General features: G+C 25.5%; 22 protein-coding genes and 1 riboswitch. Of the genes, 20 read left to right on the top strand and 2 right to left on the bottom strand.

Annotated elements, in window-relative coordinates; genetic code table 11:
- Positions 1–70: 70 nt before the first annotated feature.
- The 5 genes from nrdE to I4U89_RS11175 all read left to right on the top strand — a co-directional run bounded on the left by nrdE (position 71) and on the right by I4U89_RS11175 (position 5,163).
- The gene (gene nrdE, locus I4U89_RS11195) at positions 71–2,170 is read left to right on the top strand and encodes a class 1b ribonucleoside-diphosphate reductase subunit alpha (RefSeq protein ID WP_195940449.1); all 2,100 of its coding nucleotides are present in this window, start codon (positions 71–73) and stop codon (positions 2,168–2,170) included.
- Positions 2,171–2,181: 11 nt separating this feature from the next.
- Positions 2,182–3,153, top strand: coding sequence for a class 1b ribonucleoside-diphosphate reductase subunit beta (nrdF, locus tag I4U89_RS11190; RefSeq protein WP_195940448.1), 972 nt, complete (start codon positions 2,182–2,184; stop codon positions 3,151–3,153).
- Positions 3,154–3,493: 340 nt separating this feature from the next.
- Positions 3,494–3,718, top strand: a complete 225-nt coding sequence (locus tag I4U89_RS11185; RefSeq protein WP_195940447.1) for an alpha/beta-type small acid-soluble spore protein — start codon at positions 3,494–3,496, stop codon at positions 3,716–3,718.
- Positions 3,719–3,879: 161 nt separating this feature from the next.
- Positions 3,880–4,251 (top strand): hypothetical protein, encoded by a 372-nt coding sequence (locus I4U89_RS11180; protein WP_195940446.1) that lies wholly within the window; start codon positions 3,880–3,882, stop codon positions 4,249–4,251.
- Positions 4,252–4,626: 375 nt separating this feature from the next.
- A complete protein-coding gene (locus tag I4U89_RS11175; protein WP_195940445.1) occupies positions 4,627–5,163 on the top strand; it encodes a deoxycytidylate deaminase in 537 nt (178 codons plus the stop codon).
- 172 nt (positions 5,164–5,335) lie between these two features.
- Here I4U89_RS11175 and I4U89_RS11170 read toward each other — a convergent pair whose 3' ends face one another.
- Positions 5,336–5,884: a hypothetical protein gene (locus I4U89_RS11170; protein WP_195940444.1), complete on the bottom strand. Its 549-nt coding sequence runs from the start codon at positions 5,882–5,884 to the stop codon at positions 5,336–5,338.
- 254 nt (positions 5,885–6,138) lie between these two features.
- Here I4U89_RS11170 and I4U89_RS11165 point away from each other — a divergent pair, with 254 nt between their 5' ends.
- The 7 genes from I4U89_RS11165 to I4U89_RS11135 all read left to right on the top strand — a co-directional run bounded on the left by I4U89_RS11165 (position 6,139) and on the right by I4U89_RS11135 (position 10,298).
- Positions 6,139–6,507: a YtxH domain-containing protein gene (locus I4U89_RS11165; RefSeq protein WP_243279201.1), complete on the top strand. Its 369-nt coding sequence runs from the start codon at positions 6,139–6,141 to the stop codon at positions 6,505–6,507.
- Positions 6,508–6,527: 20 nt separating this feature from the next.
- Positions 6,528–6,863 carry a hypothetical protein gene (locus I4U89_RS11160; RefSeq protein ID WP_195940443.1) on the top strand — a complete coding sequence of 112 codons (336 nt, stop codon included), beginning with the start codon at positions 6,528–6,530 and terminating at the stop codon, positions 6,861–6,863.
- Between the two features lie 179 nt (positions 6,864–7,042).
- Positions 7,043–7,141: riboswitch (SAM riboswitch) on the top strand.
- Positions 7,142–7,261: 120 nt separating this feature from the next.
- Positions 7,262–8,581: a Na+/H+ antiporter NhaC family protein gene (locus I4U89_RS11155; RefSeq protein WP_195940442.1), complete on the top strand. Its 1,320-nt coding sequence runs from the start codon at positions 7,262–7,264 to the stop codon at positions 8,579–8,581.
- A 57-nt stretch (positions 8,582–8,638) separates the two neighbouring features.
- Entirely contained in the window at positions 8,639–8,782 is a 144-nt protein-coding gene (locus tag I4U89_RS11150; protein ID WP_195940441.1) for a hypothetical protein, read from the top strand.
- Positions 8,783–8,895: 113 nt separating this feature from the next.
- Entirely contained in the window at positions 8,896–9,285 is a 390-nt protein-coding gene (locus I4U89_RS11145) for a L,D-transpeptidase family protein (RefSeq protein ID WP_195940440.1), read from the top strand.
- A gap of 58 nt (positions 9,286–9,343) precedes the next feature.
- The gene (locus I4U89_RS11140) at positions 9,344–9,580 is read left to right on the top strand and encodes a YgjV family protein (RefSeq protein WP_166505631.1); all 237 of its coding nucleotides are present in this window, start codon (positions 9,344–9,346) and stop codon (positions 9,578–9,580) included.
- Between the two features lie 214 nt (positions 9,581–9,794).
- The gene (locus I4U89_RS11135) at positions 9,795–10,298 is read left to right on the top strand and encodes a hypothetical protein (RefSeq protein ID WP_195940439.1); all 504 of its coding nucleotides are present in this window, start codon (positions 9,795–9,797) and stop codon (positions 10,296–10,298) included.
- A 43-nt stretch (positions 10,299–10,341) separates the two neighbouring features.
- Here the strand turns inward: I4U89_RS11135 and I4U89_RS11130 are convergent, their stop codons facing one another.
- Positions 10,342–11,184 (bottom strand): carbon-nitrogen hydrolase family protein, encoded by an 843-nt coding sequence (locus I4U89_RS11130; protein ID WP_195940438.1) that lies wholly within the window; start codon positions 11,182–11,184, stop codon positions 10,342–10,344.
- Positions 11,185–11,355: 171 nt separating this feature from the next.
- On the opposite strand from I4U89_RS11130, the gene I4U89_RS11125 reads away from it, so the two are divergent.
- The 8 genes from I4U89_RS11125 (at position 11,356) to I4U89_RS11090 (ending at position 20,900) form a co-directional block, all read left to right on the top strand.
- Entirely contained in the window at positions 11,356–11,970 is a 615-nt protein-coding gene (locus tag I4U89_RS11125) for a DUF4397 domain-containing protein (protein WP_195940437.1), read from the top strand.
- A gap of 241 nt (positions 11,971–12,211) precedes the next feature.
- Positions 12,212–13,324, top strand: a complete 1,113-nt coding sequence (gene wecB, locus I4U89_RS11120; protein ID WP_195940436.1) for a non-hydrolyzing UDP-N-acetylglucosamine 2-epimerase — start codon at positions 12,212–12,214, stop codon at positions 13,322–13,324.
- A 29-nt stretch (positions 13,325–13,353) separates the two neighbouring features.
- Complete coding sequence (locus I4U89_RS11115) at positions 13,354–14,202, top strand: diguanylate cyclase domain-containing protein (RefSeq protein WP_195940435.1); 849 nt, start codon at positions 13,354–13,356, stop codon at positions 14,200–14,202.
- A complete protein-coding gene (locus I4U89_RS11110) occupies positions 14,192–15,802 on the top strand; it encodes a DUF2334 domain-containing protein (protein WP_195940434.1) in 1,611 nt (536 codons plus the stop codon). The genes I4U89_RS11115 and I4U89_RS11110 overlap by 11 nt, the downstream gene beginning before the upstream one ends.
- Before the next feature lie 2 nt (positions 15,803–15,804).
- Complete coding sequence (locus tag I4U89_RS11105) at positions 15,805–17,055, top strand: glycosyltransferase (protein ID WP_330615562.1); 1,251 nt, start codon at positions 15,805–15,807, stop codon at positions 17,053–17,055.
- A gap of 11 nt (positions 17,056–17,066) precedes the next feature.
- On the top strand, positions 17,067–19,124 hold the full coding sequence (locus tag I4U89_RS11100; protein WP_195940432.1) for a cellulose biosynthesis cyclic di-GMP-binding regulatory protein BcsB: 2,058 nt from the start codon (positions 17,067–17,069) through the stop codon (positions 19,122–19,124).
- A gap of 70 nt (positions 19,125–19,194) precedes the next feature.
- Positions 19,195–20,235, top strand: a complete 1,041-nt coding sequence (locus tag I4U89_RS11095; protein WP_195940431.1) for a glycoside hydrolase family 113 — start codon at positions 19,195–19,197, stop codon at positions 20,233–20,235.
- Between the two features lie 50 nt (positions 20,236–20,285).
- Entirely contained in the window at positions 20,286–20,900 is a 615-nt protein-coding gene (locus I4U89_RS11090; RefSeq protein WP_195940430.1) for a methyltransferase, read from the top strand.
- The last annotated feature ends 55 nt before the right edge of the window (positions 20,901–20,955 follow it).

Here is a 20,955-nt window from a genome sequence, read left to right as displayed (position 1 = left end):
TTAGGTTTAAATATTATATCTATAAGTGGTAGATAATGATTAGAAAAACATTAAATAAAAGGTGGGAAAAATGAACTGGATAGAACTAAATAATCAAGTCATAATAAAAAATAAAGAAGGAAAATATCAATTAGAAAAAGATAAAGAAGCATTATACAGTTATATAAATGAATATATAAAACCTAGAACAAAGATATTTAATAGTCTTGAAGAACGGTTAGAATATTTAATAGAAAATAATTACTATTCTAAAGAAGTAATAGAAAAATATGATATAGACTTTATAAAAGAAATAGAAAGAATTATAAAAAACTATGGATTTAAATTTAACTCATATATGAGTGCAAATAAGTTTTATCAAAACTATGCACTTAAAACAAATGATAATAAGGAAATATTAGAAAGCTATAATGATAAAGTACTAATAGTATCTTTAGCACTTGGAAATGGTGATAAAAACTTAGTAAAAAAATTAGCAGAAAAGCTAATAAAACAAGAATTTCAACCAGCAACACCTACATTTTTAAATGCAGGTAGAGCTAGGGCAGGAGAAATGGTATCGTGCTTTTTGATATCTATAGAAGATAGTACAGAAGGTATATCATATGCAATATCATCATCAAATCATCTATCAAAAATAGGTGGTGGAGTAGCGCTTAACTTATCAAGATTAAGAGCTTCGGGAGACCCTATTAAGGATATAGAAGGTGCAGCTGGTGGTGTGGTAGGGGTTGCAAAAATGCTAGAACAGTCATTTACCTACTTTAACCAGATGGGAGCAAGGCAAGGTGCAGGGGCTGTATATTTAAGTGTATTTCATCCAGATTTTGAATTACTTATGGATACCAAAAAGATAAATGCAGATGAAAAAATAAGACTAGCATCATTATCCTTAGGGGCATTAATACCAGATAAGTTTATGGAATTAGCAGAAAAAAATGAGGTAGCGTATGCATTTTATCCTCATTCTGTTTATAAAAAATATAATATACATCTTGATGAGATGGATATGGAAAAATGGTACGATATTTTAAAAAATGATGAAGATATACGAAAAAAAGAAATAAATCCTAGAAAGATGTTAACAAAGATAGCACAGATGCAACAAGAAAGTGGATACCCATATGTTGTATTTTTAGATACTGCAAATAGAGAACATATATTAAAAGACGTTGGTAAAATTAAAATGTCTAATTTATGTTGTGAAATATTCCAATACCAAACACCATCAAATATAAAAGGATATGCTGGTGAAAATATATGGGGCCAAGATATAAGTTGTAATTTAGGTTCTTTAAATATTGCTAATGTAATGGACAATAAAGATATAGAAAGTACAATTGATACTGCAATAAGAGCATTAACTTTTGTTTCTGATAACACTAGTATAAATGAAGTTCCAACAATAAAAAATGGAAATGATTCTTCACATGCAGTAGGTCTTGGTGCTATGAATTTACATGGATACTTAGTAAGAGAAAATATACTATATACATCAGAAGAAGCAATAGACTTTTGTAATGTATTTTTTGCAATGGTTAGATATTTTGCTATAAAAGCATCTATGAATATAGCTAAAGAAAGAAATAAAACATTTATTGGGTTTGAAAAATCAGAATATGCAAAAGGAAAAGATAGTAATATATTAAAAAAATACTACAAAAATTCATACTTACCTAATACAGATAAAGTAAAAAAATTGTTTGAAGGTATACATATACCTACAACTAAAGAATGGGAAGCCTTATTAGATGAAGTAAAAGTATATGGATTATATAATGCATATTTAACAGCAATAGCACCAACTCAAAGTATTAGTTATGTTCAAAATGCAACATCAAGCATAATGCCAATTACAGAGCCAGTTGAAGTTAGAACATATGGAGATTCTACAACTATATATCCTATGCCATTTTTAACTAATGAAAACATACTTTATTATCAATCTGCATATAGAATGGATATGAGAAAAGTTATAGATATAGTTTCAACAGTTCAAAATCATGTTGATCAAGGTATATCAACAACATTATTCGTAACAGATGATAAAACAACTAGAGATATAGCTAGATTATATATATATGCTTACAAAAAAGGACTAAAAAGTCTTTACTATACAAGAACTAAAATGACTAGAGACAATAATGAGTGTCTTATGTGTTCAGTATAAGGGGGAGTATTATGACATTTAAATTAGAAAAAATACACAAAGCAGTAAACTGGAATAAAGAAGATGATGGATTTACTCAGGCCTTTTGGGAACAAAATGTAAAACAATTTTGGTTACCAGAAGAAATATCAGTTTCAAAAGATTTAAAAGTATTTAATGAACTAAATGAAAAAGAAAAAGAATTATATAAAAAAGTATTAGGTGGACTTACATTACTAGATACTAAACAAGGAAATGATGGGGTTCCATCTATGATGAGTCTTACAGATAACCTTCAAAGAAAAGCAGTATTATCTTTTATGGGAACTATGGAAGAAATACATGCTAAAAGTTACTCATCTATATTTATGACGCTGCTTTCTAATGAAGAGATAGAAGAATTATTTAAATGGATAGAAAGTGAAGAAACACTTCAGAAAAAGGCGGACTTAGTACTAGCTCAATATGAAAATACAAAAGATGAAGAAAGTTTATATTTATCTATGGTAACAAGTGTATTTTTAGAAAGCTTTTTATTTTACTCAGGATTTTTCTATCCACTATATCTAGCAGGCCAAGGTAAAATGGTTGCAAGTGGGGAAATAATATCTCTTATACTTAGAGATGAATCATTACATGGAAAGTATATAGGGCTTCTTTCTCAAGAAATATATGAAAAGTTTGATGAAGTCAAAAAAGAAGAATTAAAAGATAGAATGTATAAAATACTTGCAGATTTAATGGAAAATGAAATAAACTATACAAATACTATATATAAAGATAGTGGTCTTGAAGGTGAAGTTATAAATTTCTTAAAATACAATGCTAATAGGGCGTTAGAAAATTTAGGATTTAATGAATATTATAAAGTAAGTGAAATAAACCCAATAGTATTAAATGGGCTAAGCACAGAAACTAAAAATCACGACTTTTTCTCAACTAAAGGTAATGGATATCAAAAAGGTGTATATGAAGAGTTAGAAGATGAAGATTTCTTAATATAAAAAATTTTCTTCACTCAAGCCACTGCGTGGGCGCTACACTTCATGCCGCCAACGACTTCATCCGTTGCTTGAGCGACGTGTTGGCGAAGCACTTCAAAATATCTTTTTTAAGCTTTGCAAACTGCTTGGTATTACTTAACTTCAATAATTATCCACAATCTTTAAAGTATCATAATTTCCTTAAGCGCAAAAAAATCACTTGGATAAAACCAAGTGATTTTTTAGTTCAATGTTTTTATATTAGATAAGAGCATTTTAATAATCTTATAAATCAAAAAATACATAATAATATCAATTAAATTTGATAAAAATATATAAGAAAGTTTAAGGAGGTATTAAAATGTCTAAAAAACCAGTAATAAGTAATGCTAAGCAGGCTTTAAATCAAATGAAATTAGAAGTTGCAAATGAGTTAGGAATATCAAGTAGTAATATAGATGGATCTAATGATACATCATATAAAAATGGACGTATAGGTGGAAACTTAGGTGGTATAATGAGTAGAAGATTAGTAGAAATTGGTGAAGAACAATTACTAAGAGAATATAATAAAAAAAATAAATAATTAATAGGCATTGAGTTGAAAGTCAGTAAATAACTCAATGCTTTTTTTAGTAATTAAAACCATTTTAGTGTAAAAAGTTGACGAATTAAGTAGATGAAATTATAATGAAATTACAAAGTATAACCACGATCAATAGGTAGGCTATATAAAGGAGATTAAGGATGAGTTCAGAGTTAGCAAGGCTAAAAGAATTGTATGAAATATTTTTAGATATGGAAAAATATTCAGTATTATTACCAACAGAAAAGAGACTTTCAGATTTCGTAAAAGTTACGTTAGATAAAGAACATGAAGTAGTGTATTTAAAAGAAGAAAAACAAGAAAGAAAGCTAAACTCAGATGGGTTTAAGATAAATCTAATTTGTATATTAGAAAGTGTAGAAGACCTTTTAGATAATTCTAATATTATTGATAGATTTAGTGAAGTTGAAGAAGGAAAACTTAGCGAAGAAGAATATATAAAGTATGCAGGTGGTATTTGCTTAGCTAGAGGTAAATACGATAAGATAATCTCAAAACTTTATGTTATATAAATATATATTATGCCTTTAAGTAGATGCTTAAGGGCTATTTTTACATTAAAAAAGACAGAATTTATTTCTGTCTTTTTTAGATAATAAACTGAAAAATAAAGCTATATAAAATTAATGACTAAGGAGTATGATTAAAGGGATAGTAATATTATTACTAAAAAAATATATTATATACATTTATGTTAAATAAGTAGTTAAATATTACAAATTTATAATAACTCTTGAAAAAATAATGACATGTGAGTTAAGATGATTTTAAGAAAATAAAAAAATTTCATAGATGCGGGTACAATTATTAGATTTAATTAAGGTTATAGGATTTTTTGACACATAAAGGTATTTATAAATAATAAATGAACAAAAGGAGCATATCATATGAGAAAATTATTTACAGAGTGGGCAATGGATATAGCTGAAGACAGTAAAGTTAGAAGTACGTGTGTTTCAAGGCAAGTAGGAGCTGTAATTATAAAAGGAAAGCAAATTATAGCTACAGGCTATAATGGAAGCCCTGCTGGAACTATTCACTGTTCAGATATCGGCTATTGTGAGAGAAAAAAAAGAGGTATACCTTCGGGGCAAGGCTTAGAACTATGTCGAGCTGGACATGCTGAAGCAAATGCTATAATACAATGTGCTAAACATGGAATAAGCTGTGAAGGAGCCACGCTGTATGCTACAACTCAACCTTGTGTATTTTGCTCAATAGCTATCATTCAAGCAGGAATAAAAAAAGTAATATTTAAAGGGGAGTATCCTACAGGCTTAGGACAACAGCTATTTGAAGAAGCAGGAATAGAATACATTAAATATGAAGACGCATTAAAACAAGAACAAGAAGAACAAGAAGCTAAAGTTGTAAAAGAAAATTTACGTGTTCAAGAATTTTTAAGTAAACCAAGAAGTTATTAAAAGTCTAGGTTAAGCAATTTGCTTTTTATAGTATAATATCTATTAATTCATCGTTTATTTACAGTCAACAATGATTATTGCAAAAAGATATATTAAATATAAACAAAGCTACTTAACATATGTTAAGTAGCTTTGTTATTTTAGATGAGAGTATTTGGTTTAATATAATATATTACCTTAAATATTTTCTATAATAATATATAATCATAAAAAAAGCACCACATGAAGCATCTATCAAATCCATCATGGTATCTTTTAAACCACCAGATTGCGTACTCATCTTAAATAAAACATCTAATAAGTATTCACATATTTCACAAATTGCTGATATACCCATAGCAAAGAAGAACAGAATCATGCATATTAAAAATTTATTAATTTTACAACTAGTATTTTTTAATATATTAAAACCAATTTTAACAGATATAAATCCAGACCAAAAATGAAGAAAATCATCATAAAATGGGATTATATCATAAAGTCTATAACATGAACCTAGCAAAAAAGAAGATAATATAAAAATGTTTCCAATTATGTACAATGAGTAATCAAGTATAGCTAAGTTTTTTAAATAAGCTTTAGTAAGTACGAAAGTAATTATAAGTGAAATTAAGCTAATTCCGCTTTTTCCATATTCTTTGCTAAATAGAAAAAATATTATAGAGAAAACATAAATAATGTAAAGTAATATATTAAATTTCTTAATATTTTTGTATTTCATAGCAATTCCTACCTTCCATAATTATTATATTATTATGTGCATATGTATAAATAAAATGTAAATTTAATTTATAAAATTTAATTTAGATAAAATATTAAAAAATAAATAGAAAAATAAATTATTTTGTTTTAAAGTTTACTAATTTAGGTATATATGTATTATAAGATAACAATATTTTGTTGAAAAAAATCGTATCTTCAAAAAAATGGTAAGAAATGTTACAATATAATAAATTAACAATAGGAGTGATGATCATGAGTTTAGCAAAGAAGATAGAAGAAAAGAAGAGAGCTAAGAAAATACAAGAAAGAAATAAAAAAGTAAAAATAGCTACACTAGGTGTTGCAACAGGTGCTATAACAGGAATACTAGGTGGAGTTTTATTAGCTCCTAAGTCAGGAAAAGAAACTAGAGAAGATATAAAAAATACAGCCAAAGATATAAATAAAAATGTAAGTGAAAAGGCTGCTAAAACAAAAGAAAAGTTTACTACAAATGTAAATGAATCTAAGAGAAGAATAAAAGAGTATTTAGATAATAAAAAGAAAGATAATGAAGACGTAGTGGATACAAAGGTTGTAGAATTATTACAAGCTCCAGAAGAATCTAAGGATAAAGAATAATTGCTATGGAGAATAACATTATGTACATAGATTTAAATGTAATATATATAATACTAGCATTACTAGGTATAGGGGCATTAATATTTTTAATAATAACTTTAAAAAATATTAATGAATTTATTAAAAATATTAATAAAGTAGTATCAATAAATTCTGATAACATACATACAGTAGTAGGTAAATTACCTAATTTAGTTGATAATATCAGCGATATTAGTGAAAATGTAAAAGACGTTTCTGAAGTTGCAACAGATGTAACAGCAGATATAATAGTAGCTAAAGAAAATGTAAAATCTAATGTTGAAATATTTACCGAAATATTAAATATATTAAAATCTGTATTTATTAATAAATAGTCATAAAAGTCATAATTAAATCATAATTTAATTATGACTTTTTTATTTACTAACATATAATAGAAAACTAAAATGTATAAAAAATTAATATATATAATTTATAATAAAGTTTATTAAAATAATTAAAAATAATATTGACAAAATTGTGAAAATTAACTATTATATAAATAATTAAATAATTCTTATCAAGAGTGGCGGAGGGACTGGCCCGATGAAGCCCAGCAACCAGTATTATTATACGGGTGCTAAATCCTGCAGCGTAAGCTGAAAGATGAGAGTATAATTTTTGCTGTCAAAGCCTGAGTTATCTCAGGTTTTTTTTATTAAAAAATATCAGTTATATTTAAATTAATTAAAATTATACTCTTTAGAAGTTTTAATATAAAGGGAGGTATGTTATGAAAGAAGAAGTAAAAAAAGGTAGTGTATTAGGATTATTACCACTGGGTGTATTTTTAGTAGTATTTTTAGGTAGCGGAGTAATAACTGGGGATTTTTATAAAATGCCAGCAATAGTAGCATTTATAATAGCAACTATAGTAGGATTTTCTCTTAATAGAAAAGTTAGCTTAGGAGAAAAGATAGAAGTATTTTGTAAAGGCGCAGGTAATATAGATATAATATCTATGATTATGATATTTATACTTGCAGGTTCTTTTTCAAGTGTAGCTAAGGCAATGGGAGGTGTTGACTCAACTGTTAATTTAAGTTTATCAATTCTTCCTCCTAATCTTTTAGTATCAGGGTTATTTGTAATAGGATGCTTTATATCTATATCTATGGGAACATCAATGGGAACAATAGCAGCACTTGGGCCAATAGGTATAGGAATTGCAGCTAAAACAGGAATACCAGCACCCTTAGTAATAGGAGCTGTTGTAGGTGGAGCTATGTTTGGAGATAATTTATCTATGATATCAGACACTACAATAGCAGCAACCAAAACTCAAGGATGTGAATTAAAAGATAAATTTAGAGTAAATTTCTTAATAGTTTTACCAGCAGCTATTATAACTGCTATATTACTAGCTGTTATAACATCAGGGTATAGTTTAGGTGGTAGAGAAAATTATAGTTATGATTTCATAAAAGTTTTACCATATTTAGGAGTTTTAGTAGGAGCTTTATGTGGAGTAAATGTATTTGTTTTACTTAGTTTTGGAGTAGTATTTGCAGGTGGTATAGGAGTGTTTACAAATTCATTTGGATTATTTGGATTTATAGAAGCTATATCAGGTGGTATAGCAGGAATGTATGAATTATGTTTACTTGTTATAATCATTGGAGGACTTGTAGAGCTTATCAAATTAAATGGAGGAATAGACTTTATACTTAATTTTATAAGCAGTAAAATAAAAACTAAAAAAGGTGCAGAGTTTGGTATAGCAGCATTAGTAAGTATAGTGGATTTATGTACAGCAAACAACACTATAGCAATAGTAACAGCAGGGCCACTTGCAAAAGATATAGCTACAAAGTTTGAGATAGATAATAGAAAAACTGCAAGTATACTAGATATATTCTCATCTTGTTGGCAAGGTATAGTTCCATATGGTGCACAAGTATTAACAGCTGCAGGAATGGTAGGAATATCTCCTGTTGAACTAATTAAATATCTACATTATCCTTGGTTAATGTTAGCTTGTGGAATAATAGCTATAACATTTGGTGTACCAAACTTAAATAAAGCTAATAAAAGGAAAAAAGAAGCAGCTTAATGTAACTATAAAATTATAGTTTCATATAATATAATAAAAGCAGTACTGGAGGAGATTATGGCATTAGGAGACTATGATTTCTTAGTAGGAGTAGTATCGACTTTTATAATAACATCATCCTATGAAATATCAGTATATACTATAAATCAAGCTAGATGTATAGTTAAAACATATAAGTATATGAAACATAATAATACTTAAAAGTGAAGTTTAAAGCTTCACTTTTTTATTTGAATACTTACTGAAATATCACATAAAGCTTAGAATTATCATATTTATAATAAATATTATTATGAGAAGGTGAAATATTATTTATGAATAGATACTATAGACAAATAGATTACAGCAAGTTTGATATAAATATGGAAGAGTTTGTAAATGAGAATAATATAACTAGCGATACAGATTATATTATAATTACATCTACTAAGGATAAACTTACCTATATATTGAAAAAAGAGAATGATAGATTTAAGATACTGTACACTTGGAGTAGTACTGTAGGAAAAAGTTCAGCAAAATATGCAATGAATATAGTAGATGATTACTATTACCACTCAATACTATATGATCCTAAGGGACTTTATGTAATAGATGATAGGCTTGGAGTAGCTATAAGTATGGGATGCATAAGATTAGCTACAGAAAATGCTAAATGGATGTATGATAATATACCTACTAACACTACTATAATAATAAAATAGTTATATAAAAATATAAATATCAAATAATAATTATAAGAAATAAAAAGGAGATAATTTTATGATTAGCTTTGACCCTATTGAATGGATTGGATATTCAGCATCTTTATTTATAGTTATATCATTAACGATGACATCTATAGTAAAGCTTAGAATTATAAATTCTATAGGATGTTTTTTATTTGTAGTTTATGGATTATATGTAAAAGCATACCCAGTAGCTATATCTAATGCACTTATAATTATTATAAATATATATAATTTATATAATATTTATAAATATAAAGAAAAAAATTAAAGTACAAAATATTTTTAATAGCGTAGATATTTTATCTACGCTATTTTTGTTAAAAGTAATTTTTTTTGTATATTAATAGATTATATAAACTAAAACATTAAAAAGTTATAATGGTAAGTGATCACAGTAAAATAAAAGATGTTTATTAACTAAGTAAATTGATATATTATATAAATAATAAAAATTATAATTAAAATAGAAAAGAGGACTAAATGTGAATAAAACAATAAGAGAGATTGATAAGGATATAAATAGATGTAAAAACTTAATTGAAGAAAATAACTATTTAGAAATAGTTATAGGATTAGAAGAACTAATAGATAAATATGATTCATATATAGAAAATATAAAAAAATATGACGGGAGAGTATGGAATTACTCAAAATCTGATTTAGAAAAATTAATGAAAGAGTTAGTAGGATACAAAAAAGAATTAAGTATAAGAGAATATAAAAATAAATTAACTAAATTAATAGGATCTTCAATAGATTATATTAAAAATCATGACACAATAGATAAAAGTAAAAAAATAAATCTTATAGAAGTAATAAGAGATCTTCATAATATAAGCAATGAAGATCTAGATAAAGAAAAGCTTTGGGAAGCGTTAAGAATATATATAAGGTTAGCAAGTGATGAAGATATAGAAGTAGGAAGTAAGTTGATAGCTATTATTAACTATATATTAGATTTTTACAAAGATAGAAGCTTAGTATAATAATTATAGGTAAGATTAATTAAGGTAATATATTAAAATAAATTTATGATTTAGAATTATCTTTATATGATATATTATACAAATCATTCCTACGGTGCTTTAATAAAGGTAGTTCATTTCTTATTTTTTCAACATATGAAAAGTCAATATCTGCTATAAAGTAGCCTTCTTTTTCATCTAATCTATTTAAAACTTCTCCAAATGGGGAAACCAAAATAGAGTTTCCGTAAGAAATATAAGAAGAATTATTGTTTCGAGAAGAAGAACATCCTATTGTGTAAACCTGATTATCAACAGCTCTAGATTTAAACAGCAGTTCCCAATGAATAGGTCCTGTAGTCATGTTAAATGATGCAGGAACTATTATAGCTTTAGCGCCTTTATCAACCATTATTTTGCATATCTCAAAAAATCTAAAATCATAACAAATACAAAGACCAATTTTTCCAAATTCAGTATCAAATACTGTGACATCATTTCCAGAGGATAATGTATCGGATTCTAAAAATTTTTGACCTTTATCTATAGAAATATCAAATAGATGTATTTTTCTATGTTTTGCTATCTTATTTCCAAATCGATCAAAAACATAAGAGGTATTATATATTTTACTATTATCCTTTTCGGGAATGGACCCAGCTACCAAATATATATTATATTTTTTTGCTATATTAGATAAAATATTATAAAGATTTCCTCCTTCTACTTCACAATAAACAGGGAAATTATCATTATCATAAGGACAGCAAAACATTTCAGGAAGTATAACCAAGTCTATCTTAGATTTATTAATAGCTAAATTTATATATCTCTCTATATTAGATATATTCTTTAACTTATTAGAATTAACATCTATTTGTATAACTAAAGTTTTTATAACAATCACCTCAATTTAATTAAGTTTTAATGTAGCATCTTTATATTTTAATAATAGTTTATCTATAAAAATATTGCATTAAAAAAATGAGAAGATATGAAATCAACTTATACAGTAACAAATAAAATAATGGACACATATTATATAAAGAATGAATATTGTCATCAAGGGGGATTTAAAATGGATTGTTTACAAATAAAAGAAGGAAAGTCTTTAGTTAGAGTACTTCATGCAGCTCCACAAATAGGAGAAGTAGATGTTTATGTTGACGGAACACTTGTATTTAGCGGTTTAGATTTTATGGAATTTACAGAGTATGTAGAGTTAGAAGAAGGAGAACATACGGTAGGTATATACTTAGTTGGAACTAGTGAAAATCCAGTTATAAATCAAATGTTTGAAGTAGATGAAGGACAGATGTATACAGTGTCAGCGACAGGAGACTTAAATGATTTATCTTTATTAGTTATAAAAGACTATGCAGAAAAACAACCATCAAGCGAATATTCTACATTTAGAGTTATACATTTATCACCAAATACACCAGCGGTAGATTTATTAGTAAATGGAGAGACTTTCTTTGAAGATATTGGATTTAGAGAAGGAACTAGTTATGTAGATGTAAGCCCAGGAACTTATAATGTAAAAATAGCAATAGGTGAAAGTAAAAACGTAGTTCTTCCATTAAGGGTTAAATTAAACCCAGATAGAATATATACTATATACGTAATTGATCAATCAAATAGATTAGGTGCTATACAATCGGTTGATGGGAATACTTATTTATGTAGATAGATGATTTTAGCTATATGAATCACAAAAATAAGATAAGCATACTCTTTTATGTATCAATAATTTAAGGGTATGCTTAATTTATAATAGATAAAAAATTTAGAAGTATAAAAATTAAATAAATAGTATGTTATAAAAATAATAAATAACGGTAAACTTTGACATAATATTATGGTTAATGTAATATAGTAGAGATACTAATAATGTAAAGACAAGTTATTACTAATATAAAGGGGTGAAATAAATGAAAGTAATGACTATATTTGGAACTAGGCCTGAAGCTATAAAAATGGCACCTTTAGTTAAAGAGTTGGAATCTAGAGACAATATAGAGTCTATAGTTTGTGTAACAGCACAGCATAGAGAAATGCTAGATCAAGTTCTAGACACATTTAATATAAAGCCAAGTTATGATCTAAATATTATGAAGTCAAATCAATCTCTATCTCAAATAAGCATGAATATAATGAAGGGTTTAGACAAGGTTATAAAAGAAGTAAAACCAGATCTAATACTTGTACATGGAGATACAACTACAACGTTTATATCATCTTTAGTTGCTTTTTATAATCAAGTTAAAGTAGGACATGTTGAGGCAGGTTTAAGAACTTATAATAAATATTCTCCTTTTCCGGAAGAGTTAAATAGACAGTTAACATCTGTTATAGCTGATATACATTTTGCACCAACAGAAAAGTCAAAGGAAAATTTGATAAAAGAAGGAAAAGACCCTAAAACTATATATATAACTGGAAATACTGCAATAGATGCATTAAAAATCACTATAGATAAGGAATATAAAAGTGAAATAACTGATAAAATAGGAAAAAACAGAATGATACTTCTAACATGTCACAGAAGAGAAAATCTAGGTGACAACATGAAGAATATATTTAAAGTAGTAAATAAAATATCTATGGAGTTTGATGATGTAGAAATAGTATATCCAATACATTTAAATCCTCAAATAAGAGATTTAGTCAAAGAAGAATTCAAAGGAAATAAAAAAGTACATATAATAGATCCTTTAAGTGTGGTTGAATTTCATAATTTATTAAATAAGTCATATTTAATACTAACAGATAGCGGAGGAATACAAGAAGAAGCTCCATCTCTTGGCAAACCAGTTCTTGTATTAAGAAAAACTACTGAAAGGCCAGAAGGGATTAAGGCTAAAACTTTAAAATTAGTAGGTACAAATGAAGATGATATATATAAATACACAAAGGAATTATTAACTAATAAAAAGCTATACAATGAGATGTCGAAGGCTTCAAATCCTTATGGAGACGGGCTTGCAAGCAAATATATCGTTGATGCTATTGAAAAAAACTACATCAAAATTAAATCAAAGTAGCAAAATGAATAAAAGAAAGTAGTGAAAATATGAATAGAATTTCTAAAAAGATAGATGGGTATTTTTTAGGACTAATATTAGAATTGTTTATAATTACCATGTTATTTGTGTTTGATGTTAAATTTCAAACACAAAGTTTAAGCTTTATAATGTTTTGTATAACATTTTTTACTATAATCATGACTTATACAGGGGGAATCATAGTAGGGCTTATAGCAACATCTGTATCTATATTTATATATGCAGCGTATATATTTTATATGAATCTAATGAACAATATAGAAATAACATATATGTCTTATATATGGATGATATTTATGCCAATAATATCTTATACAACAGGAAAGTTTACAAATAGTGTAAACAATCTTCAACAATCCAATCTTAAGCTAGAAAATGAATATAGAAATTTAGTTACTATACATGAGGATACGGGATTATTTAATATAAAAGCATTTTACATGAATCTAGAAAGAGAGATGAGTAAGGCTAAAAGGCATGAAAATGCACTGACTTTAATGCTTATAAACCTACCATACTATAAAGAAATCAAGAACATACTTGGGGAAGTTAAAACTAACAAATTGATGAAAGATATAAGCAATGTAGTTATAAAGTCAACAAGAATAGAAGATGAAAGATATGCAATAGAAAATGACACTATAGCTATCATAATGCCAAATACAGATGAGTTTGGTGCTAATATAGTAAAAGAAAGAATAAAAGCAGGCATAGATGAACTTAGTTTAAGCTTGAGAGATAATAAAAATTACATAAATATAGATACAAAAATAGCAGTAGTAGAGTATAAAAAAAATATAAAGTCTCCTATTGAATATAAAACATGTGTACAAGAGGAATTACAATATGATGTTTAAAAAAAAACTTATAATAGGAATAACTATTATAATTAACATAATTTTAGTAAGTTCAAATAGAGTTTATGCTGATGATAATAGTAATAAAAAATCCCTTATAGTTTATGAAACTAGAAAAAACTTTAAGTCTAATATTGATAAAGTAAATCACCTTAGTGAGTTGTTATATGTATTCAATAACAAAGTAGACAATATTAATATAGATGATTATAAAAAAGGATACTTAAATAATTATGACTATATATTTGTTATAAATATAAACAATGATATAGGGAATAAAGTGTTTTTAGAAGATATTAATAATTACAATAAAAGTATATATTGGATAGGAGATAAAATTGAAAATTTATTAGAACATAATAATAAATATTCAATAAAGTATATATCTAAAAATAATAATATAACAAGCTTAAACTATAAAGGTGACGATATAATATTAGAAAATGAAAGCGATTATAACATAATACAACCAAATAATAAAAGTAAAATTATCTCTACTATGAGTGATGGATACAATACATACCCATATATATTGCAAGATAAAAATTTGTATTATATATCTAATTGGGATATGTATGAATCCTATATATTTGAAGATACTTTAAATGATTTCTTTAAAAGAATTTCTTTTGATGAAAGTAAAATATTTGTAAAGATAGATGATGTAAATCCTCTTAGTGATACAAAAAAGTTAAAGGATTTAGCTAATTATTTATATAAAGAAAATGTACCATTTATAGTATCTTTAACGCCTGCTTATTTAGGTAAAAGTACTAAAACTTTAGACGAAAATATTATAAATACAATGAAGTATATGCAAGAAAAAGGTGGGAGCGTTATATTAAATGGGTACTCTCATAGTAGAAAAGAAAAATCAAATGAAGATGAGTATGAATTTTTCAATAAAGAAATATTAAACAGCAAAAATGAAGATGTAAACATATATATAAAAAATAGATTATTAAGTGGATTAAGATTATGTATAGAAAATGATATATATCCACTAGGGTTTGAACCACAAAAATATGCTATAACTCAAGATGGTTATAAAGAAATTAAAAAATATATATCTACATATATAGGTAGATATCAAAACAATAGTGAAGTTTTTAAGATGAGTACATTTCCATATGTAATAAAAGATAGCAAAAATTTTAATACACTAATACCGGAAAATTTAGGATATATAGCTAAAGATGACAAATTAGCAGTAGATAAAATAAAATATAATTATTATAAACTATCTATGGTAAGAGGTCATAGTGGAGGATTTTTTTTCCATACTAATGTAGACACAAACTATTTAAAAGAATGTATAGAATACTTTAAATCTAAAAATGTAAGCTTTTTAGATTTAAAAAAAGAGAACAACTATATAAATATAGATGATATAAAAATAGAATCAAATAACAAGAATATAATAACAAGTTATGATAAGTCTAAATCCATAAGCAAAAATAACAATAATTTAGTATTTAACAAGTCTATAAATAAGTTAAATGATATAGTTATAGAGTTTGTTGTTGTAGTATTGTTAATATTTATATTAATATTTATAGTATTTAAGATTATAAATAGACGAAATTTTACAAGGAGATAATGATGATAGGTTTAGTAGATTATATATTTTTAATTTCTTTAGCATCTATATGGGGGATACTCCTAATAAACATAATATTAGCTATAAGTGGATATACATATTATTTAAGGAGCCTTAAATTTAAAGATGAAAGATTAAAAGATTATCCATTTGTATCAATATTAGTACCAGCACATAATGAAGGGAAGGTAATTGGTAAAACCGTAGAATCTTTATTATTACTAGATTATCCTATAGATAAAATGGAACTTATAGTTATAAATGATAATTCTAGTGATAATTCCAAGGAAATATTAGAAAGCATAAAGAATAGATATAGAAATTATAATTTTACAATCATAAATACAGATAATATAACAGGTGGTAAAGGAAAATCAAATGCACTAAATATAGGATATCAAATATCTAAGGGAGAATATATTGCAATATATGATGCTGACAATACACCAGAAAAAACTGCACTAAGATATTTGATACAGACTATTGTTAAAGATGAAGAGTTAGGGGCTGTTATAGGAAAATTTAGAACTAGAAACAAGCATAAAAACATATTAACTAAGTTTATAAACATAGAAACTCTAAGCTTTCAATGGATAGCACAGGCAGGTAGAAAGCAACTATTAGGTCTTTGTACTATACCAGGAACTAATTTTGTACTTAGAAAAAGTACTATGGAAAAATTAGGGGGATGGGATACAAAAGCAATAGCAGAGGATACAGAAATAAGTTTTAGGATTTATAAAATGGGACAAAGAATAACATATGTTCCTCAAGCAGTAACCTGGGAGCAAGAACCAGAAACTGTAAATGTGTGGGTGAAGCAACGAACAAGATGGGTAAAGGGAAATATATATGTATTAGTCAAGTATATTACTAATTTATTTAAGGGTAAACAAAATAGAGTGCTATTTGATATACTATACTTCTTTTCAGTATACTTTCTATTTTTAACATCTGTTGTATTATCAGATATAATATTTATTCTAGGAATATTTAAAATAGTAACTATAAATATTCCATTTGATTTTCTTACTATATGGATATTATCATACATACTATTTATAATACAGGTATCTATAACGCTTAGTATGGAAAAAGGAGAGAGTAATTTAAGCAATATATTTTTAGTTGGACTTATGTATTTTACATACTCTCAAATGTGGCTATTTGTAGCTATAAAAGGAATGATTGGCTACTTCTCTGACGCCATACACAAAAGGGAAGTTAAGTGGTATAAGACAGAACGATTTTAGGAGAAAATAAAATGAGATTAATAGCAATAATGATATCACTAATTATTAGTTTTACAAGCTGTGATATAGTTTTTGCACAGCCAAATGTAAACAATTTTAAATTTAAAAATGATATAACTATGAGTGGAGTTATTAGTAGTACTAATAAATATTTTGAAGTTTCTAAAAATGCTTTAGTTGAAAATGCGAAGATTAACTTAGTATTTACAAAGAGTGAACTATTAGATGTAAATTATTCTACAATAACAATAATTGTAAATGATGTGCCAATCCATTCAGAGCGATTAAATGGAAATAAAGAATATAAAAAAGAAATAAATATAGACATACCAAAAGATTTAATAAAGTCAGGATATAATAAAGTAGAGATAAAAGCCTATAAAACCATTTCTGATAAGATTTGTAGGGATGATTCAAATACAGCTAACTGGTTAGTAGTACATAAGGAATCAAATATAAGTGTATCTTACAATTATAAGATAGCATCTAATTTAATAAGTGAGTATAAAGACACTTATATAAATGAAAATGGAAGAAATGAATTAGAAACTAGCATATTAATACCAGATAATTATTCAAGTGAAGAACTAACTTCTGCTATGATATTTAGTAGTGGTTTTGGAGAAAAAATAACAAATGATAATGTAAATTTTGATATAAATCTATACTCTCAATTTAAAAATAAGGATAAAAATGTTATATATATAGGTAGTGAAAGGAATACTTCAAGTGAGATACTTAATTTATTAACATCAAAAGAAAAGGAAAATTTAGATAAAAATTGTGTTATAAAAAATACAAACTCAATATTTGATAAAAATAAAAAAATGCTTATTATAATATCAAATAATGAAGGATTACTTAAAAAAGCTAGCAAACTTATAAATAGCAAAGATTTAGTAAATGAATTGAATAAAGATAGCATAATTATAAGTGAAAATACAGAGGTAGATGATATAGATAATTATAAAAATGAAAATAGATTGAATTTTAAAAATTTAGGTTATGAAAATATTATATTGAAAGGACCATTTACACAAGAATCAACAATAGATGTAAGTATACCTAAAAGTAAAGAAGTAAAAGAAGGTAGTAAAATTAATTTAAATATTAGATATGGTCAAAATTTAGACTTTGAAAGATCTTTAGTAACTGTATATGTAAATAATATACCTATAGGAAGTAAGAAACTAACAAAAGAAAATGCTAATAATGATACTGTAGAGCTTAATCTTCCAAAAGAAACTTTAAATCAAAATTATTATCAAATCAAAATTGTATTTAATTTAGAACTATTAGATTTAGCTTGTGTAACTAGAGATACTGATAACCCATTTGCATATATATCAAATGAATCATTTATAGAATTTGATTATAAGGATACTGATAATTTAACTATGAAAAATTATCCTTATCCATTTGTTAAGGATGATAAATTTAATGATATATCAGTTGTAGTACCAGATAAATTAGATTCAACAGAATTAACGCAAATAGGTAGTATAATATCTTATATAAGTCATAGTATTAAATATAATAATGGGGATATAAGATTTATAAAATCAAGTGATTTAAAATCAGATGATAGAAAAAGAAATTTAATAATAATAGGAACCCCAACTAATAATTTAACTATAAAAGATGTTAATAAATATCTAAATTTAAAATTTAATAAAGATTATGTAGGATTTGAAAGCAATGAAAAGATAAAATTTATAGGAGAGTATTCAAAACAACTATCATCTATACAACTTACAAAATCACCATATAATAAAGATAAGGCTATGATGGTTATTGCATCAACAGAAATGAAGGATTTAGCATTAAGTACTAAATATTTAAGTGATTTAGATCTTATAAAGTCATTAAAAGGTGATACTATAGTAATTGATAGAGAAGGAAATATAAAAGATTTAAATTATAAGTTAGATGATGTAGATGAAAATAAAGAGCTAAAAGAAGTAAATGAATTAGATAATGAAAGCAAACAGTTTCTAATAGTTGCAGCAGTATTACTTTTAATGGTTATAGCAGCAACAATTTTATTAGCTTTAAAATATAAAAAATAATATATAAATATAAGATACTAAGCTTTAGAACTAATGCTTAGTATTTTATATTAAAAAAGATAGGAGAACTATGAAAAAAAATATATTAATAATAATTACTTTATTAGTAATATTAAGCATTTTTTTTGTTATGAAAAATACTAATAAAAACAACACTATAACTGAAAAGATAAAATCTGTTAACTTATCAACTGATTATGAAATAGAACAAGCTTTAAAAGACATAGATGATTTGAAAGTGAATACTGTTAATGTACCTATAGTTATAGAAATACCAGATTTAAACTCAAATAATATGAAAATAAATAATTATAGTAAAGAAAAGGCCATAAGATTAATAAAAACACTAAAATCAAAAGATATAAATGTTATACTAGAAGCATACCCATGGATAGCTAATGGAAGTAAATATGAAACCGATTATAATCCAGAAAATAAGGAAAAATTCTTTAAAGATTGGAAAAATATATTAAATATCTTAATTGAGGATATAGCAAATAAGTACGGTGTAGATATAATGATTATAGCATCAAATTTCTCAAAGTTAGAAATATATGAGGATAACTGGTGTGATATAGTTAATTTTGTTAGAGAAAGATTTAGGGGGGAGGTAACATATAAGACTACATGGTGGTATACAGCTAGTTGGGATAAAAAAAGCAATGAGGATTATTATAAAAAATTAAATAATAAAGTATTTTCTAAAGTAGATTTTATATCCATAGCAGCCTACTTTGAACTTAGTGATAAAAAAGAAAATACAGTAAAAGAATTAGTAAAGGCATTAAACTCTACTACTATATATAATAGAAATCAAAATGTGGTAGAAGAAATACATAAATTCTATGAAAAATATAATAAGCAGATTTACTTCGCTGAATTAGGATTTCCAAGAAAAGATAACGCAGCAACACATCCATGGAATAGTGAAGTATCCAATGTAGAAAATACAAAAGAACAAGCTAGATGTTTTGAAGCCTATAAAATTGTATTTGAAGATAAAAACTATATAAAAGGATTTTCTGTATTTGCAGTAGGAAAAAAGGGAAAAGATAAATATTTTTATCCATCAAAGGAAAGTATAAAGGTTATATCTAGATGGAATTACTAATTTGAATAGGGTTTTTACAAAATAACATGTTTAGATAGGAAATGAATTAAATGACAGAAAAAGAATATGAAAAATTATTAAATATAGATACCTTAGGAGAAGAGTTATGGAGTGAAAAAATAAGGCATTATCATCCATATCAAGCTACATCATATGAATGCTTAGATGAGTTATTTAAAATATACAGCTTAAATGAAGAAGATTTTATAGTTGATTTTGGGTGTGGGAAAGGTCGTCTAAACTTTTATATAAATTATAGATTTAATTCTAATGTAGTTGGAATAGAAATGGATGAAACTTACTATAATAAATGTATTAAAAATAAAGAATCATACATAAGCAAACATAAGAGAGGTAAAGAAAAAATAGATTTTAAATGTTGTTATGCACAAGATTATGAAATAAATAGTAAAGATAATAAATTTTACTTTTTTAATCCATTTTCAGTACAAATATTTAGAAAGATAGTAGAAAATATATTAGACTCAGTGTATAAACATGAAAGGTATGTTGAGTTAATACTTTATTATCCTAGTGATGATTATATATATTATCTAGAAAATGAAACTCCATTTATATTAAAAGAAGAAGTAAAGTTAGATAAGTTATACAAGAAAGATGTTAATGAAAGATTTTTAGTTTATAATATACCATATTATGTATAAAATAATATTATTAAAAAATTATTATGTAAAATAGAAATAAGCATTTGAAATGATT

The sequence above is a fragment of the Romboutsia sp. 1001713B170131_170501_G6 genome (genome assembly GCF_015668195.1).
Taxonomy (GTDB): Bacteria; Bacillota; Clostridia; order Peptostreptococcales; family Peptostreptococcaceae; genus Romboutsia_C.
The sequence above is the reverse complement of the archived record's forward strand: the minus strand, read 5'-3'. Positions and strand labels throughout refer to the sequence as shown.

What these genes read in the sequence shown, in the direction of transcription:
- nrdE (WP_195940449.1), top strand. Translation starts at nt 71, where the DNA reads ATGAACTGGATAGAACTAAATAATCAAGTCATAATAAAAAATAAAGAA.
- nrdF (WP_195940448.1), top strand. Translation starts at nt 2,182, where the DNA reads ATGACATTTAAATTAGAAAAAATACACAAAGCAGTAAACTGGAATAAA.
- I4U89_RS11185 (WP_195940447.1), top strand. Translation starts at nt 3,494, where the DNA reads ATGTCTAAAAAACCAGTAATAAGTAATGCTAAGCAGGCTTTAAATCAA.
- I4U89_RS11180 (WP_195940446.1), top strand. Translation starts at nt 3,880, where the DNA reads ATGAGTTCAGAGTTAGCAAGGCTAAAAGAATTGTATGAAATATTTTTA.
- I4U89_RS11175 (WP_195940445.1), top strand. Translation starts at nt 4,627, where the DNA reads ATGAGAAAATTATTTACAGAGTGGGCAATGGATATAGCTGAAGACAGT.
- I4U89_RS11170 (WP_195940444.1), bottom strand. Translation starts at nt 5,884, where the DNA reads ATGAAATACAAAAATATTAAGAAATTTAATATATTACTTTACATTATT.
- I4U89_RS11165 (WP_243279201.1), top strand. Translation starts at nt 6,139, where the DNA reads ATGAGTTTAGCAAAGAAGATAGAAGAAAAGAAGAGAGCTAAGAAAATA.
- I4U89_RS11160 (WP_195940443.1), top strand. Translation starts at nt 6,528, where the DNA reads ATGTACATAGATTTAAATGTAATATATATAATACTAGCATTACTAGGT.
- I4U89_RS11155 (WP_195940442.1), top strand. Translation starts at nt 7,262, where the DNA reads ATGAAAGAAGAAGTAAAAAAAGGTAGTGTATTAGGATTATTACCACTG.
- I4U89_RS11150 (WP_195940441.1), top strand. Translation starts at nt 8,639, where the DNA reads ATGGCATTAGGAGACTATGATTTCTTAGTAGGAGTAGTATCGACTTTT.
- I4U89_RS11145 (WP_195940440.1), top strand. Translation starts at nt 8,896, where the DNA reads ATGAATAGATACTATAGACAAATAGATTACAGCAAGTTTGATATAAAT.
- I4U89_RS11140 (WP_166505631.1), top strand. Translation starts at nt 9,344, where the DNA reads ATGATTAGCTTTGACCCTATTGAATGGATTGGATATTCAGCATCTTTA.
- I4U89_RS11125 (WP_195940437.1), top strand. Translation starts at nt 11,356, where the DNA reads ATGGATTGTTTACAAATAAAAGAAGGAAAGTCTTTAGTTAGAGTACTT.
- wecB (WP_195940436.1), top strand. Translation starts at nt 12,212, where the DNA reads ATGAAAGTAATGACTATATTTGGAACTAGGCCTGAAGCTATAAAAATG.
- I4U89_RS11115 (WP_195940435.1), top strand. Translation starts at nt 13,354, where the DNA reads ATGAATAGAATTTCTAAAAAGATAGATGGGTATTTTTTAGGACTAATA.
- I4U89_RS11110 (WP_195940434.1), top strand. Translation starts at nt 14,192, where the DNA reads ATGATGTTTAAAAAAAAACTTATAATAGGAATAACTATTATAATTAAC.
- I4U89_RS11105 (WP_330615562.1), top strand. Translation starts at nt 15,805, where the DNA reads ATGATAGGTTTAGTAGATTATATATTTTTAATTTCTTTAGCATCTATA.
- I4U89_RS11100 (WP_195940432.1), top strand. Translation starts at nt 17,067, where the DNA reads ATGAGATTAATAGCAATAATGATATCACTAATTATTAGTTTTACAAGC.
- I4U89_RS11095 (WP_195940431.1), top strand. Translation starts at nt 19,195, where the DNA reads ATGAAAAAAAATATATTAATAATAATTACTTTATTAGTAATATTAAGC.
- I4U89_RS11090 (WP_195940430.1), top strand. Translation starts at nt 20,286, where the DNA reads ATGACAGAAAAAGAATATGAAAAATTATTAAATATAGATACCTTAGGA.